The sequence below is a fragment of the Klebsiella sp. HN106 genome (genome assembly GCF_051209435.1).
Classification (GTDB): Bacteria; Pseudomonadota; Gammaproteobacteria; order Enterobacterales; family Enterobacteriaceae; genus Klebsiella; species Klebsiella oxytoca.
Genome location: NZ_JBLURD010000012.1, coordinates 1 through 14,981 on the forward strand (window position 1 = coordinate 1; position 14,981 = coordinate 14,981).

The 14,981-nt window shown below is 56.0% G+C and carries 14 protein-coding genes and 1 pseudogene; 4 read left to right on the forward strand and 11 right to left on the reverse strand.

The annotated features are described in order from the left end of the window. Positions 1 to 523, forward strand: a pseudogene (locus tag ACSIPU_RS22210) (transketolase-like TK C-terminal-containing protein); the annotation flags it as partial. Positions 524 to 851: 328 nt separating this feature from the next. Beyond that, positions 852 to 1,133: a hypothetical protein gene (locus ACSIPU_RS22215; RefSeq protein ID WP_004101168.1), complete on the forward strand. Its 282-nt coding sequence runs from the start codon at positions 852 to 854 to the stop codon at positions 1,131 to 1,133. A 50-nt stretch (positions 1,134 to 1,183) separates the two neighbouring features. Here the strand turns inward: ACSIPU_RS22215 and potD are convergent, their stop codons facing one another. From potD to potA, 4 genes are read right to left on the reverse strand one after another with little or no spacing between them, the layout of a single operon-like run. Then, positions 1,184 to 2,230, reverse strand: coding sequence for a spermidine/putrescine ABC transporter substrate-binding protein PotD (potD, locus tag ACSIPU_RS22220; protein WP_004101169.1), 1,047 nt, complete (start codon positions 2,228 to 2,230; stop codon positions 1,184 to 1,186). After that, positions 2,227 to 3,012, reverse strand: coding sequence for a spermidine/putrescine ABC transporter permease PotC (potC, locus tag ACSIPU_RS22225; protein ID WP_004101171.1), 786 nt, complete (start codon positions 3,010 to 3,012; stop codon positions 2,227 to 2,229). The genes potD and potC overlap by 4 nt, the downstream gene beginning before the upstream one ends. Beyond that, a complete protein-coding gene (gene potB, locus ACSIPU_RS22230) occupies positions 3,009 to 3,866 on the reverse strand; it encodes a spermidine/putrescine ABC transporter permease PotB (RefSeq protein ID WP_004101173.1) in 858 nt (285 codons plus the stop codon). The genes potC and potB overlap by 4 nt, the downstream gene beginning before the upstream one ends. Then, on the reverse strand, positions 3,850 to 4,986 hold the full coding sequence (potA, locus tag ACSIPU_RS22235; RefSeq protein WP_196558140.1) for a spermidine/putrescine ABC transporter ATP-binding protein PotA: 1,137 nt from the start codon (positions 4,984 to 4,986) through the stop codon (positions 3,850 to 3,852). Before potA ends, potB begins: the two co-directional genes overlap by 17 nt. Positions 4,987 to 5,243: 257 nt before the next feature. Here potA and pepT point away from each other — a divergent pair, with 257 nt between their 5' ends. Next, a complete protein-coding gene (pepT, locus tag ACSIPU_RS22240; RefSeq protein ID WP_004101177.1) occupies positions 5,244 to 6,473 on the forward strand; it encodes a peptidase T in 1,230 nt (409 codons plus the stop codon). 47 nt (positions 6,474 to 6,520) lie between these two features. Here the strand turns inward: pepT and ACSIPU_RS22245 are convergent, their stop codons facing one another. The 4 genes from ACSIPU_RS22245 to ACSIPU_RS22260 all read right to left on the reverse strand — a co-directional run bounded on the left by ACSIPU_RS22245 (position 6,521) and on the right by ACSIPU_RS22260 (position 10,397). After that, a complete protein-coding gene (locus ACSIPU_RS22245) occupies positions 6,521 to 7,642 on the reverse strand; it encodes a ribosomal protein uL16 3-hydroxylase (protein ID WP_004101179.1) in 1,122 nt (373 codons plus the stop codon). Positions 7,643 to 7,728: 86 nt separating this feature from the next. Then, positions 7,729 to 9,195: a two-component system sensor histidine kinase PhoQ gene (gene phoQ, locus ACSIPU_RS22250; RefSeq protein ID WP_004101180.1), complete on the reverse strand. Its 1,467-nt coding sequence runs from the start codon at positions 9,193 to 9,195 to the stop codon at positions 7,729 to 7,731. Continuing rightward, positions 9,192 to 9,866 carry a two-component system response regulator PhoP gene (gene phoP / locus ACSIPU_RS22255; protein WP_004101181.1) on the reverse strand — a complete coding sequence of 225 codons (675 nt, stop codon included), beginning with the start codon at positions 9,864 to 9,866 and terminating at the stop codon, positions 9,192 to 9,194. Before phoP ends, phoQ begins: the two co-directional genes overlap by 4 nt. Positions 9,867 to 9,950: 84 nt before the next feature. Beyond that, positions 9,951 to 10,397: a winged helix-turn-helix transcriptional regulator gene (locus tag ACSIPU_RS22260; protein WP_017146109.1), complete on the reverse strand. Its 447-nt coding sequence runs from the start codon at positions 10,395 to 10,397 to the stop codon at positions 9,951 to 9,953. A gap of 101 nt (positions 10,398 to 10,498) precedes the next feature. On the opposite strand from ACSIPU_RS22260, the gene ACSIPU_RS22265 reads away from it, so the two are divergent. Next, positions 10,499 to 11,713, forward strand: a complete 1,215-nt coding sequence (locus tag ACSIPU_RS22265) for an MFS transporter (RefSeq protein ID WP_049593253.1) — start codon at positions 10,499 to 10,501, stop codon at positions 11,711 to 11,713. Positions 11,714 to 11,762: 49 nt separating this feature from the next. Here the strand turns inward: ACSIPU_RS22265 and purB are convergent, their stop codons facing one another. The 3 genes from purB to mnmA are packed head-to-tail and all read right to left on the reverse strand — an operon-like array spanning position 11,763 to position 14,944. Next, entirely contained in the window at positions 11,763 to 13,133 is a 1,371-nt protein-coding gene (purB, locus tag ACSIPU_RS22270; RefSeq protein WP_004101184.1) for an adenylosuccinate lyase, read from the reverse strand. A gap of 3 nt (positions 13,134 to 13,136) precedes the next feature. After that, a complete protein-coding gene (gene hflD, locus ACSIPU_RS22275; protein ID WP_004101185.1) occupies positions 13,137 to 13,778 on the reverse strand; it encodes a high frequency lysogenization protein HflD in 642 nt (213 codons plus the stop codon). A 59-nt stretch (positions 13,779 to 13,837) separates the two neighbouring features. Continuing rightward, the gene (gene mnmA / locus ACSIPU_RS22280) at positions 13,838 to 14,944 is read right to left on the reverse strand and encodes a tRNA 2-thiouridine(34) synthase MnmA (protein WP_017146107.1); all 1,107 of its coding nucleotides are present in this window, start codon (positions 14,942 to 14,944) and stop codon (positions 13,838 to 13,840) included. Between the last annotated feature and the right edge of the window lie 37 nt (positions 14,945 to 14,981).

Sequence of the window (14,981 nt, forward strand, 5' to 3'; positions counted from 1 at the left end):
AACATGTCCACATGGCGTCCGTGCGACCAGGTGGAATCCGCCATCGCGTGGAAATACGGCGTAGAGCGTCAGGACGGTCCGACCGCGCTGATCCTCTCCCGTCAGAACCTGGCGCAGCAGGAGCGCACCGAAGAGCAGCTGGCGAACGTCGCCCGCGGCGGCTACGTGCTGAAAGACTGCGCGGGCCAGCCGGAGCTGATCTTCATTGCCACCGGCTCTGAAGTGGAACTGGCGGGAAAAACTGACTGCCGAAGGCGTGAAGGCGCGCGTGGTTTCCATGCCGTCCACCGACGCGTTCGACAAGCAGGATGCGGCTTACCGTGAAACGGTGCTGCCGAAAGCGGTCTCTGCGCGCGTGGCCATCGAAGCGGGTATCGCTGACTACTGGTTCAAATACGTGGGCCTGAACGGCGCGATCGTTGGCATGACCACCTTCGGTGAGTCAGCGCCGGCGGAGCAGCTGTTTGAAGAGTTTGGCTTCACCGTGGACAACGTTGTCGCGAAAGCGAAAGCGCTGCTGTAGTCCTTTCCCCCTTCCCGGGGGGCGGCGCGGTAAAGCCGCGCCTTGCCCGGGCTACGGGGCCAGCGCGGTCGGGTAGTCCGGACCGGTGCGCGGCACCGCCAGCGGGAAAAGAATCTGGCTTCACCGTAGACAACGCGGTTGCCAGAGTAAAAGCACTGTTGTTATTTTCGACCGTTAAAATCCGGCCCCTCATCGCTGTCTGGTGGGAGGGCCGTTATAATGTTGATTGTCTATTTCACATATATGTAACGTTGTGATTAACAAAACAGTATCAGACAGACATTTGTGGCATGTTTCTTAACTCGGACAACAGAGAAGGAATAACACCATGGCCACTGAGTATGTTGACTACCTGATCCTCGGCGACGAGCATCACGGCGAAATCCATCGGGATATTAAAAGCCACTCTCTGCGGGTCCGTTCGAAATACGCCGCCGGTTCCGGCAGGGGAGACGCTTCTGCTGCGCAGCCGAAAATGGCGAACTACAAAGTACATGAATATCCGGCGCAGGATGGACGATTTTATCTGGTGGCGACCAACTATTCGCTGGCCGATTTTGACGTTGAGGAAGCGCTAATAAAGTCGAGAATACATCCGCTGAGAAGCTAGCGGCGGTCCTCCCGAAGAGGCCGGGTAATGCTACCCGGCCTGTGAGATGATTAACGACCCGCTTTTAGCTTCTGATAATACTCTTCATAAAGCGTGCTGGCGCTGCCGACATCGTTCTGCCATTCGCCTTTCTGAATCGTCGCGGCGTCCGGATAGAGTGATTTATCATTGGCGACCTCCGGGCTCAGCATTTTACGCGCGGCCAGGTTTGGCGTCGGGTAACCGATAGTTTCTGCAACCTGTTTGGCCACTTCCGGGCGCAGCAGGAAGTTGATCAGCTTCAGCGCGCCGTCGACGTTTTTGGCATTGGCCGGAATCGACAGGCTATCCATCCAGAAGATGCCGCCTTCTTTTGGCCACACGACTTCCAGCGGCGTACCGGCCTGACGCGCAACCCACGCGGAGCCATTCCACACCATGCCGAGATTTACCTCGCCTTCCATATACGGGTTCGCCGGGTTATCGGAGTTGAACGCCGCGACGTTCGGCATTAGTTTTTTCAGCTCGTTATAGGCCGCTTCAATCTCTTTCGGATCGGTAGTATTGCCGGAGTAGCCCAGTTTACGCAGCGCGACCTGGAACACTTCGCGCGCGTCGTCGGTCAGCAGCAGGCTGCTCTTATACTCTGGCTTCCATAGATCCGCCCAGCTGGTAACGGTTTTCGGATCGATCTCATCGCTATTGATTCCGATGGCCGTCGCGCCCCAGATGTACGGAATAGAGTAATCGTTATTCGGGTCGAACGGTTTATTGAGCATTTCAGGATCGAGATTGCCGAAGTTGCTCAGCTTGCTCTTATCGATCTTCTGCAGCATGCCCTCTTTACGCATTTTGTCGACGAAGTAGGTGGAAGGTACCACCAGGTCATAAGCGCCGTCTTTATAGGTTTTGAGCTTGGCATACATGGTTTCGTTCGACTCGTAGGTCGAATAGATCACCTTGATGCCGGTCTCTTTGGTGAATTGCTCCAGCAGCCCCGGCGGGACATATTCGGTCCAGTTGTAGAAATAGAGCGTTTTGCTATCGTCCGCGTGCGCGGCGCTCATCCCGATTGCCAGAGCGCCCGCAGCGAGCAGGTGGCGTGACCATTTTTTCATTTTAACGTCCCCTGAGTTTTATCACGTGCAATTATCTGGCTGGCAATGACCATCACCAGCGACAGAACCAACAGAATCGTCGCCAGCGCATTGACCTCTGGCGATACCCCAACTTTGACCATCGAATAGATCTTCAGCGGCAGGATCTCATAGCCCGGCCCGGTTACAAACGAAGAGACCACCACATCATCCATCGACAGGGTGAAGCTCAGCAGCCACCCTGCAGCCACGGCGGGCAGCGCCAGCGGCAAAATGATCTTTCGCAGAATCGTCATTTCGCTGGCGCCGAGATCTTTCGCTGCTTCCAGCATCCGCACGTCAAAACCTTTCAGGCGCGAAAACACCGTGACCACCACGAAGGGCAGGCAAAAGGTGATGTGGGAAAACAGCAGCGACCAGAATCCCAGCTGAATACCGATCAGCATAAACAGCACCAGCAGCGAAATCGCCATCACGATATCCGGGGACATCATCACTACAAACAGCATCCCGCTGACGAACGGCTTGCCGCGAAAGCGATAGCGGTACAGCGCGACGGCGGTCAGCGATCCGATAAGCGTAGCGAAAGTCGCCGACAGCACCGCCATGGTCAGTGAGTGCTGTGCTGCCTGCAGCAGACTGTCGTTATTCATCAGCAGGCTATACCAGTTGGTGGTAAAACCCTGCCAGTTAATGCCGAAGCGCGAACTGTTAAACGAGTTAACGATCAGGATAATAATGGGAATGTAGAGATACGCGTAAATAGCGGTCATAAAGCCGCCGCGCAGCAGTCGACCGATCATTCCAGCTCCACCTTTTTATTCAGTAAACGCGCTGCGCGCCAGTAAATCAGCAGCATCAGGCCCATCACCAGCGTTAGCGTAATGCTGGTCGCCGCACCGAACGGCCAGTCGCGGATGTTGAGGAACTGGCTCTTAATGACGTTACCAATCAGTAGGTTTTTCGCGCCGCCCATCAGGTCAGACACGTAGAACAGCCCCATTGCCGGAAGCATCACCAGCAGGCAGCCGGCAATAATGCCCGGCATGGTCAGCGGAATGATGATGCGGATAAAGGTTTGTAGTTTATTGGCGCCGAGATCTTTCGCCGCTTCCAGCAGCGGACGATCGAGCTTTTCGATGCTGGAGTAGAGCGGCATCACCATAAACGGCAGCAGAATATAGACCAGGCCGATAATGACCGCCGATGGCGTATACATGATGCGCAGCGGCGTATCGATGACGCCCAGCCATAATAAAAATTCGTTCAGATAGCCCTTAGTGCTGAGGAAAATTTTCAGTCCGTAGATACGAATCAGCGAATTGGTCCAGAACGGCACAATCAGCAGAAACAGCATCAGCGGGCGTACCTTCTCCGGCAGCCTTGCCAGAAACCAGGCGAAAGGGTAGCCGAGCGCCAGACAGGCCAGGGTTGCCATGAACGCCATATTCAACGAATGCAGCAGCACGTCGTAGTAGAGCGGATCGAGCAGGCGCGCGTAGTTATCCAGCGTAAAGACCAGCTTGACGAAGTTGGTATCGTCGCGGGTCAGAAAGCTGGTGGCGATAATCATCAGGTTGGGCAGAAAGACAAACAGCACAAGCCAACCCACGATGGTGGCAATCACCACATTCTGGAATTTACTGGTGTTCTTCATCGGCCAGCACAACCTCCCAGCTTTCTACCCAGTTAATGGCCATTTTCTGGTCGAGAGAGTGGTCAAAATCAGGGTCGTCTTCATTGAAGAATTCGCTGACCATGACCATTTTGCCGTTTTCCAGTTCGACCACCGATTCCAGCGTCATTCCTTTATAGTTGCGTTCGCGGATATAGCCTATCAGGCCATCGGCTTCATTACTGTGGTGGATCTCATCAACGCGCAGGTCTTCCGGGCGCAGCAGCACGTTGAGCCGCTGGCCTTTTTCAACGGCGAAGTTGACGTAGATATTGCATTCGCGGCCTTCTACGCTGGCACGCACCCGCTGCTCGTCAATCCGCTCAATGACCGTGGCGTTGAAGATGTTGATTTCGCCAATAAAGCTGGCGACAAACAGGTTTTTCGGCTCTTCATAGATTTCGCGTGGCGTGCCGTCCTGCTCGATTTTGCCATCGCGCATCACCACGATACGGTCGGACATGGTCAGCGCCTCTTCCTGATCGTGGGTGACGAAGACGAAGGTGATGCCGAGTTTACGCTGCAGCGCCTTCAGCTCGTTCTGCATCTGTTTACGCAGTTTATAATCGAGCGCTGAGAGGGATTCATCCAGCAGCAGCAGGCGCGGTTTGTTAACCACCGCGCGGGCAATGGCCACGCGCTGCTGCTGTCCGCCGGAAAGCTGATGCGGTTTGCGCTGGGCGAACTCTTCAAGCTGTACCATTCGCAGGGCGTCGTGGACGCGGGGAGCGATTTCCGCCGCCGGGGTTTTCTGCATCCGCAGGCCGAAGGCGACGTTCTCAAACACCGTCATGTGCGGAAAGAGCGCATAGCTTTGAAAGACGGTGTTCACGTGGCGGTTTTCCGCCGGAATATGGGTGATATCTTGATCTTCGAGATGGATTCGGCCGTTATCGACGGTTTCCAGTCCGGCGATAAGACGAAGAACGGTTGTTTTACCGCAGCCAGAGGGGCCAAGCAGGGTGAGAAACTCACCGTTGTTGATGGTCAGATTGAGGCCGGAGATTACCGTTTTACCATCAAAGCTTTTGCGAATTTCCGTCAGCTGAACCAGCGGAGAACGCGAACGCGGTTGTATATTCAATTTTTGACTCTGTCCCATGTAGACGCAGCGGAAAGCTTACCGATGCGGGGTTTGTGGTTAACCACCTTTGGGTTTGCACATAAAATAATAAGGCCGAGCATTCTACGGCAAACGCCTGTAATCGCCAATGATTGATGCGCCATGATGAGCTACCTTTACAACATTATCGTTCGAAATGTATTAAATTCTCATTTGCCGGGCTAAAAATGACCTGACGCAATATTTGTCTTTTCCGGCTTATCAATAATGTTGTCACAAAAGAAGAGGGTGGCTACATGGATAAATTGCTTGAGCGTTTTTTGCAGTACGTTTCTTTGGACACGCAGTCGAAGCCTGGCGTGCGGCAGGTACCGAGCACGGAAGGACAGTGGAAGCTGTTACGGCTGCTTCAGGCGCAGCTTGAAGAAATGGGACTCGTGAACGTGACGCTGAGTGAAAAAGGGACGGTCATGGGCACCCTGCCAGCTAACGTTGCGGGCGATATTCCGGCGATTGGCTTTATTTCCCACGTCGACACGTCGCCTGACTTCAGCGGCAAGAACGTCAATCCGCAGATCGTAGAAAACTATCGCGGCGGTGATATCGCACTCGGTATTGGCGATGAGGTGCTTTCGCCGGTGATGTTCCCGGTACTGCACCAGCTGCTGGGGCAGACGCTGATTACCACCGATGGTAAAACGCTGCTCGGCGCCGATGATAAAGCCGGTATCGCGGAGATCATGACCGCGCTGGCGACGTTGAAGGCGAAGGAGATTCCCCACGGCGATATCCGCGTGGCCTTTACGCCAGACGAAGAGGTGGGCAAAGGGGCGAAGCATTTTGATGTCGCCGCGTTTGATGCCCGCTGGGCCTATACCGTCGACGGGGGCGGTGTGGGCGAACTGGAGTTTGAGAACTTTAACGCCGCGTCGGTTACGATTAAGATCGTGGGCAATAATGTGCATCCTGGCACCGCGAAAGGGGTGATGGTCAATGCCCTGTCGCTGGCGGCGCGTATCCATGCCGAGGTGCCTGCTGACGAAGCGCCGGAAACCACCGAAGGCTATGAGGGCTTCTATCATCTGGCCAGTATCAAAGGCACGGTGGATCGCGCCGACATGCACTACATCATCCGCGACTTTGACCGTAAGCAGTTTGAAGCCCGCAAGCGCAAAATGATGGAGATCGCCAAAAAGGTCGGCAAAGGGCTGCATCCGGATTGTTATATTGAGCTGGTCATCGAAGACAGCTATTACAATATGCATGAGAAGGTGATGGCGCATCCGCACGTGGTGGAGATTGCCCGTCAGGCGATGGTGGATTGCCAAATCGATCCGCAGATGAAGCCGATTCGCGGCGGTACCGACGGCGCCCAGCTCTCCTTTATGGGGCTGCCGTGCCCGAACCTGTTTACCGGCGGCTATAACTACCACGGCAAGCATGAGTTTGTGACGCTCGAAGGCATGGAGAAGGCGGTGCAGGTGATTGTGCGCATCGCCGAGCTAACGGCAAAACGAGGCGCGTAACGTACAGGCCCGGTAAGGCGTTAGCCGCTACCGGGCGAACCGAAGACTTAGTCCTCAAAGAACCAGTAGCCGCTGTTGACCAGCGCGGCCAGCAGGGCCAGGAAGGAGGGATCTTCCAGCGCATCGCCAAGATGCTCTGCATTGAGCGTCAGGTGGGTTGCCAGCGCGTCCAGCGCCGGGCGGTGCGGAGAGTTAATTTTCTCGCCATTGACGAACACCTCACCATCAATTCGCAGCACGCGCAGGCCGCCGAGACGTGTCAGCTTATCCCCCTGCTGCAGGGCATCGTAAATCTCATCCGGCTGGTACGGCGGCTCCGGCGGCGCCACGTCCAGCTCGTGGCGGGACTGAGTAATAAATTCGCCAAACCACTGCTTAAAGTGCTCTGGCTGATTAATTAATCCCAGCATCATATCGCGCAGGCGGTCCAGCTCGACGGGCAGAATATCCGCAGGATGCTCGCGCGACGGCACGTCCGGGTCGGCGTAGCGCTGGCTGCCGAGTTCACGCTGCAGAATATAATCGGCAAAGCCGCTGAACAGCTCGCGGGCGTTAGGCGCGCGATAGCCGACCGAATAGTTGAGCGAGTTTTCCAGCGAGTAGCCTTCGTGCGGGAACCCCGGCGGGATATACAGAATATCGCCGGGCTCCATCTCTTCATCGATAATGGCTTCAAACGGGTCGACCTGCAGCAGGTCCGGGTGCGGACAATGTTGCTTCATCGGCACCTTTTCGCCCACGCGCCAGCGGCGGCGACCGGTACCCTGAATGATAAACACGTCGTATTGGTCGAGATGCGGGCCGACGCCGCCTCCCGGAACGGAAAACGAGATCATCAGATCGTCAATGCGCCAGTCGGGAAGGGCGCGGAACGGGTGCATCAGCGCCGCCGTCGGCTGGTGCCAGTTATTGACCGCCTGTACCAGCAGCGACCAGTTATTTTCGCTCAGATGGTCGTAGCTCTCAAACGGACCGTGGCTGACCTGCCATTTACCGTCCTGATGACTGACCAGGCGACTGTCGACTTCGCTCTCCATCGCCAGTCCGGCCAGCTCGTCCGGGCTTAACGGATCGACGAAATTAGCAAAGCCCCGTTTCAGCACTACCGGGCGTTTTTGCCAGTAGCGTTCGATAAAGTCGGGCCAGTTAAGCGTTAATTGATAATCCATATTTATATTCCACAGCAGGTGTCTGTCAGGGATTATAACGGATGCGGCACCAGCATGATGCAGGCGCCGTTAAAAAACCGACTGTTTTAGCTCTCTTTATCTTCCAGGGCCTGGCGGCCAAAAATAACTTCCATGCAGGCGCCGCCGAGCAGGCTCTCTTCGGCGAGAATTCGACCATCGTACTGGGCAACGATATCTCGCGCGACGGAGAGCCCCACGCCCTGGCCGGGACGCAGCGTGTCGGCGCGCTGGCCGCGATCGAATACCGCGCTGCGCATCGTGTGGGGGATCCCGGGGCCATCATCCTCTACGAGGATGTGTAAATGGTTGTCGTTGGTCTGACGGACGGAGACTTCGACAAACTCCAGACAGTATTTGCAGGCGTTATCAAGCACGTTGCCCATCACTTCCATAAAATCATTCTTTTCGCCGACAAAACTGATTTCCGGCGAAATATCCAGGCTAATATTCACGCCTTTGCGCTGGTAAACTTTATTCAGCGCCGAGGTCAGGCTATCGAGCAGCGGAGCGATGGGATGCAGCTCGCGACTCAGCAGCGACCCGCCGCTGCGCATGCTGGCACGGTGCAGGTAGTAGCCGATCTGCTGCGAGATACGGCTAATCTGCTCCAGCATTACCGGCTCTGCTTCGTTGACGCTGAGCTTCTCGCCGCGCATGGAGCGTAAGGTGCTCTGCATCACTGCGAGAGGCGTTTTCAGGCTATGGGTCAGGTCGGTCAGGGTAGTGCGGTATTTGTCATAACGCTCGCGTTCGCTTTTCAGCAAGCGGTTGAGGTTGCTGACCAGCCGCGTAAGCTCCCGGGTGGTGTTGGGATTGAGCAGTTCACGGTGATGCTCCTCGAGTTCGCGCACCTCTTTGGCCAGCGATTCAATAGGGCGCAAACTCCACCATGCCGCCACCCACAAAAGCGGGATCACCAGCAGCAGGTTGGCCGCCAGTACGTAGATAAACCAGCTCCATACCATATACGAGCGCTTGAGCTCCACCGGTATGGTGTCGACAACCACGATGCTGAGCTGCGGCATGGTGCTGGTGGCCGGATAGATATTGATCGCCACCGAGTGGGTCATTTCGGAGCTGTCGTCCTCTTCCCGAATGGCATTCAGTTGCTGTTGGATCTCATGATTGTTGTGCTGCAGCATGCTGCTGCTGTCCACGTCGGCCTCAATTTCATGAAAGCCGTTGTTTTTGAGCCATTCCGGTTGGATACGCTTCACCAGCCAGGGAACATCGCGCTGCGCCCATAATAACCGACCGTGAGCGTCGTAAATCAGCGTCACCGTCGGACTTTGCATATTGAGGTTGTCGGGAATATCAACGTCGATGGCGTTGTTTTCCCACTTCGCCAGCATATAGAACAGGTTGCTCTCGCCGCGCAGCAGGCGGAAGGTGGTTTTATCAAAGCTCACGCTATAGCCGACCAGCGCGACCATGCCATAAGACAGCGACAGGATCAGCACCACGGCGGCCGTCGCCAGCAGAAAGCGGACGCGTAACGATAGCGGTAAAATATGCCGCAACAGCCCTTTCATCCGCGCAGTTCGAACAGATAGCCCTGGCCGCGCACGGTGGTAATCACATCCTGCGGATACTCAGCCTGGATTTTTTTACGCAATCGTCCCATCAGCACATCGATAGTATGGCTTTCGCGCAGCTCGGCGTCGGGATAGAGCTGCAGCATCAATGAATCTTTGCTGACTACTTTGCCCCGGTTACGGATCAGGGTTTCCATAATGGTGTATTCAAACGCCGTAAGCTTGATGGGCTGGTCATTAACCGACAGCTCGCGACGCGATAAATCTACCTGGAATGGCGGTATTGAGATCACCTGCGATGCGAGGCCGCTGTTGCGCCGCAGAAGCGCCTGCATACGCGCGGCGACCTCTTCGATGTGAAACGGCTTGGTGACGTAGTCATCCGCTCCGGCGCTCAGCACCTCGACTTTATCTTGCCAGCCTTCGCGCGCGGTGAGGACCAGAACCGGTACCGATACGTCGTGGCTGCGCCAGCGGCGAATCAGCGAGAGGCCGTCTTCATCCGGCAGGCCAAGATCGACAATGGCGATGTCCGGAACGTGTTCACCCAGATAGTAATCCGCTTCCTTTGCGTCTTCCGCCGCATCTACCTGATGGCCAAGCTCCTGTAGCTGAACTTTCAGGTGATGGCGCAGCAGAGCGTTATCCTCAACCACGAGTACGCGCATGCCCGTTCTCCATTTTATTTATGATTTGAATAGCTTAGCGCTAATTATACACCTTTAATATAAACAGCTGTTAAATAAAGAATTTTATTTAATTTTTTGTACCTTAGCCTCATGAAAATTCAACGGTAATCCGTCCTCGGCCATCGGCGTCATCACGGGAACCGGGCGCTGCGTACGTTTATCGATCAGTACCGAGTGGCGTTCGCCATCGGCAAAGAGATGCTGCTCTCCCCACTGGCGTAGCGCAACGACGACAGGGAACAAGCGCTGGCCTTTTTCCGTCAGTACGTATTCCTGATAGGCCGTGCCGTCTGAGGCGGATTGGGTAGTGAGAATACCCGAGTTTAGCAATTTGTGCAGACGGTCGGAGAGAATATTACGCGCTATACCAAGGCTTCGCTGGAAATCGCTGAAGCGACTGGTGCCATCAAAGGCATCGCGCACAATCAACAGCGACCAGCGGTCGCCGATAATATCCACACTTCGGGCGACGGGGCAGGTTGTGTTTTCCCTGTTTTCTGATGAGGACACAGGCGCTCCTGAGGAGATGGCAAACTAGTTGCATTTTAAAACTTCATGCTCCAGACTGCAATGAGTTTTGTTTTGAAACCAGAATGCTCCAGGGGGGAAGGATGAAAGCGACATTATTATCGCCATCGCCAGAGGGGCCGCCAACGGTCATGCCGCGTAGTCTGGTGCTGCTGTTTGCTATCGCCAGCGGCCTGAGCGTGGCAAATGTTTATTACGCACAACCGCTCCTTGATGCCCTGGCGCGCGATTTTGCGATCGGCCACGCCGCGATCGGTGGCGCGATCGCGGCAACTCAGCTTGGCTGCGCGCTGGCTTTGTTATTGCTGGTACCGCTGGGAGACAGGCTGAATCGCCGCCGCCTGATGGCGACGCAGGTGATATTACTGATCGCTGCGCTATTTGCCGTCAGTCTGGCAACATCGACAGTAATGCTGTTAGCCAGCATGCTTGCCGTTGGTCTGCTGGGTACCGCCATGACGCAGGGGTTGATTGCTTATGCCGCAAGCGCGGCCGCCCCCTCTGAACAGGGCAGGGTAGTGGGCGCAGCGCAAAGCGGGGTCTTTATTGGATTGCTGCTGGCGCGGGTATTTTCGGGAAGCATCAGCGATCTGTTCGGCTGGCGTGGGGTATATATCTTTGCCGCTTTGCTAATGTTGGGCATCGCGCTTCCCCTGTGGCGTCGTCTGCCGGTACTGGCGGTTGCATCGCGCCCACTGAGCTATCCCCAGCTTCTGATATCCATGCTGGCGCTGCTGCGTCAGGAGAAAAACCTGCAGGTGCGAGGCATGCTGGCATTACTGATGTTTGCCGCGTTCAATATCTTCTGGAGCGCGTTAGTTTTGCCGTTAAGCGCGCCACCCTTTAGCTTTTCTCATACCGAGATTGGCGCCCTCGGCCTGGTGGGCGCGATCGGCGCACTGGCGGCAGGTCGCGCTGGTCAATGGGCCGACCGCGGATATGCCCAGCGCACCAGCGCCGCGGCCCTGGTGATATTGCTGATGGCGTGGTGGCCTTTATCACTGATGGCATGGTCGCCAGCGGCACTGCTGATTGGCATTGTCATGCTGGATCTCGGCGGCCAGGCGCTGCACGTCACTAATCAGAGCATGATTTTCCGTCGCCGTCCTGAGGCGCACAGCAGACTGGTCGGTTTGTATATGCTGTTTTATGCCCTCGGCAGCGCGCTGGGAGCGATAAGTACGACTGCGGTATATGCCAGCGCAGGATGGCAAGGCGTCTGCCTGCTGGGAGCATCAGTTAGCCTGCTGGCGCTGCTATTCTGGTTAATAACCCGGGGGATGACGACGAGCAGATGAGAGGGAGGAAAAATAACCCTCTTTCCCGGCGGAAAGAGGGTCGAAAGGCTTACTTCAGTTCGTCAACCATCGTGGTCGCGCGGCCGATGTAGTTAGCCGGGGTCATGGCTTTGAGGCGAACTTTTTCATCTTCCGGCAGCGCCAGGCTGTCAATAAACTGCTGCATGCCTTCGGCATCGACGCGCTTGCCGCGGGTCAGCTCTTTCAGCTTCTCGTACGGCTTCTCGATGCCGTAGCGACGCATGACGGTCTGGATCGGCTCGGCCAGAACTTCCCAGTTGTGGTCCAGCTCATCCAGCAGACGGTCTTGATTCAGCTCCAGCTTGCTCACGCCTTTCAGGGTTGACTGGTAGGCGATCAGCGCGTAGCCGATGCCCACGCCGAGGTTGCGCAGCACGGTGGAGTCGGTCAGATCACGCTGCCAGCGGGAAACCGGCAGTTTACTTGCCAGATGCTGCATAACCGCGTTGGCCAGACCGAGGTTGCCTTCGGAGTTCTCGAAGTCGATCGGGTTGACTTTATGCGGCATGGTTGAGGAGCCGATTTCGCCAGCAATGGTTTTCTGCTTGAAATGGTTGAGCGCGATGTAGCCCCACACGTCACGGTCGAAATCAATCAGGATGGTATTGAAGCGGGCGACGCAGTCGAACAGCTCGGCGATATAGTCGTGCGGCTCAATCTGGGTGGTGTACGGGTTCCACTGGATGCCCAGAGAAGTCACGAACTCTTCGCTAAACTGATGCCAGTCAACTTCCGGATAGGCAGCGATATGGGCGTTATAGTTACCCACCGCGCCGTTGATTTTGCCAAGGATTTCGATCTGGTTCAGCTGACGATACTGACGCTCCATACGGTAAGCGACGTTGGCCATCTCTTTACCCATGGTGGACGGCGTAGCCGGCTGACCGTGAGTACGGGAAAGCAGTGGGATATCGCGATACTGTACCGCCAGCTCTTTCACCGCGTCGATGAGCTTGCGCCAGTATGGCAGGATCACTTCGTCGCGAGCGGTTTTCAGCATCAGCGCGTGGGACAGATTGTTGATGTCCTCGGAGGTGCAGGCAAAGTGGATAAACTCGGAGACCGCGTGCAGTTCAGCCACGTCGGCGACTTTTTCCTTGAGGAAATACTCAACCGCTTTGACGTCGTGGTTGGTGGTGCGCTCGATAGTTTTGATGCGCTCTGCATCTTCTACGCTAAAATCGGCGACGATTTTATCAAGGTAACCGTTTGCGTGGGCAGCAAAAGCAGGAACTTCCTTGATCGCTGCGTGCGCGGCCAGTTTTTGCAACCAACGCACTTCTACCTGAACGCGGAATTTCAGCAAACCGAATTCGCTGAAGATACCGCGCAGCGCGCTGACTTTGTCGCCGTAGCGGCCGTCGACTGGGGAAACGGCGGTCAGTGAGGATAATTCCATAGATCACAACTCCGGGGTTAAATGAGCAAGAATTTGTTTGGCCTGGTTAACCAGACGATTACGAGAAAACATTAGCTGCAGACGGCCGCCGCCGACCTGGTGCCAGAGCACCGCAGAGCGAATACCCGCCAGCAGGGCAGAGCGAACCTTTGCCTGAACCTGAGGGCTTTGCAGCACGGCTGGAGAGCCGGTGACCTGAATACGCGGGCCCAGCGGGCTAATAACATCCACATAGATGCCCGCCATTGCGCTAAGCAGCGTCTCGGATTGCAGATCGAAATGTTCAAGCTGACGGCGCAGACCGCCGATACGGTTGCCGAGGGTATCCATGGCTCCTTTGCTGGCGGCAAGCTTACGTTCCAGCACCATCAGGCTTAAAGTATAGCGGGTGAGTTCGGCGTTCAGCCCCTGGCGACTGCTGGTATTCAGCACGCCGATGAGGGTTTCCAGCCCGAGGCGAAGATTGGCTTCACTACCACCGAACACCGCCAGCGTAGACTCCGGGTCGAGATCGATGATGCTGTTCAGCGACACATGCAGGGCGTCGCTATCGCAGTGCCCCTGGTGCGCCAGTTCCTGAACCAGACGCGCGGCCTGGCAAACGCCGGCCAGCGCCAGCGTAATGTCATAATAATTCTTCGCCACACATTCTCCTTGTAAACCGCCAAATACCCGGCTGGGGCCTTCAGCGGCTGATATGTCTGTCAGGCCTGCAGCGGCAAGCGCTGTTCGATAATCCCGCCGCCGAGGCATACTTCGCCGTTGTAGAAGACCGCAGACTGGCCCGGCGTGACGGCGGCTACAGGCTCATTAAAGATCACTTCAATGCGGTCATCATCCAGCGCTTTCACGGTGCAGGAGATGTCGGTCTGACGGTAACGGGTTTTTACCGTGCAGCGCAGCGTGCCCGTGAGCGGCTCGCGGTCAACCCAGTGCAGCTGTTGAGCAATCAACCCCACGGACATCAGGCGCGGATGGTCATGGCCCTGAGCGACAATCAAAATATTGTTTTCGACATCTTTGTCGACCACATACCACGGGTCTTCGCCGCCGTCTTTGATACCGCCGATGCCCAGACCTTTACGCTGCCCCAGCGTGTGGTACATCAGACCCTGATGCTCGCCAACTTCGTCGCCGTCAACGCTGATAATTTTACCCGGCTGAGCAGGCAGGTAGCGGCCCAGGAATTCGCGGAATTTGCGTTCGCCGATGAAACAGATACCGGTCGAGTCTTTTTTCTTCGCGGTGATGAGATCCAGCTCTTCGGCGATTTTACGCACCTGCGGCTTTTCCAGCTCCCCCACCGGGAACAGGCTTTGCGCGATCTGTTCGTGGCTCAAGGTATAGAGGAAGTAGCTCTGGTCTTTATTACCGTCGAGGCCGCGCAGCAGCTGGCTCTTGCCGTTGACGTCGGCCCGGCGCACGTAGTGGCCGGTGGCGATGTAATCAGCGCCGAGATCTTCTGCGGCAAATTCGAGGAAGGCTTTAAATTTAATTTCTTTATTGCACAGAATATCCGGGTTGGGCGTGCGTCCGGCTTTATACTCTGCAAGGAACAATTCAAACACGTTGTCCCAGTATTCTGCGGCAAAGTTGACGGTGTGAAGTTCAATCCCGAGCTTATCGCAAACGGCCTGCGCGTCGGCAAGATCCGCCGCTGCGGTGCAGTATTCCTCGCCGTCGTCTTCTTCCCAGTTCTTCATGAACAGGCCTTCCACCTTATACCCTTGCTGGAGCAGCAGGTAGGCGGAAACTGAGGAATCAACCCCGCCGGACATGCCGACGATCACTTTTTTCTGGCTTTCTGACATTGGATTACTCACTACATTGAACTTCGAGGCGGCGTAT

Coding starts and splice junctions, on each gene's coding strand:
- ACSIPU_RS22215 (WP_004101168.1), top strand. CDS start 852: ATGGCCACTGAGTATGTTGACTACCTGATCCTCGGCGACGAGCATCAC.
- potD (WP_004101169.1), bottom strand. CDS start 2,230: ATGAAAAAATGGTCACGCCACCTGCTCGCTGCGGGCGCTCTGGCAATC.
- potC (WP_004101171.1), bottom strand. CDS start 3,012: ATGATCGGTCGACTGCTGCGCGGCGGCTTTATGACCGCTATTTACGCG.
- potB (WP_004101173.1), bottom strand. CDS start 3,866: ATGAAGAACACCAGTAAATTCCAGAATGTGGTGATTGCCACCATCGTG.
- potA (WP_196558140.1), bottom strand. CDS start 4,986: ATGGGACAGAGTCAAAAATTGAATATACAACCGCGTTCGCGTTCTCCG.
- pepT (WP_004101177.1), top strand. CDS start 5,244: ATGGATAAATTGCTTGAGCGTTTTTTGCAGTACGTTTCTTTGGACACG.
- ACSIPU_RS22245 (WP_004101179.1), bottom strand. CDS start 7,642: ATGGATTATCAATTAACGCTTAACTGGCCCGACTTTATCGAACGCTAC.
- phoQ (WP_004101180.1), bottom strand. CDS start 9,195: ATGAAAGGGCTGTTGCGGCATATTTTACCGCTATCGTTACGCGTCCGC.
- phoP (WP_004101181.1), bottom strand. CDS start 9,866: ATGCGCGTACTCGTGGTTGAGGATAACGCTCTGCTGCGCCATCACCTG.
- ACSIPU_RS22265 (WP_049593253.1), top strand. CDS start 10,499: ATGAAAGCGACATTATTATCGCCATCGCCAGAGGGGCCGCCAACGGTC.
- purB (WP_004101184.1), bottom strand. CDS start 13,133: ATGGAATTATCCTCACTGACCGCCGTTTCCCCAGTCGACGGCCGCTAC.
- mnmA (WP_017146107.1), bottom strand. CDS start 14,944: ATGTCAGAAAGCCAGAAAAAAGTGATCGTCGGCATGTCCGGCGGGGTT.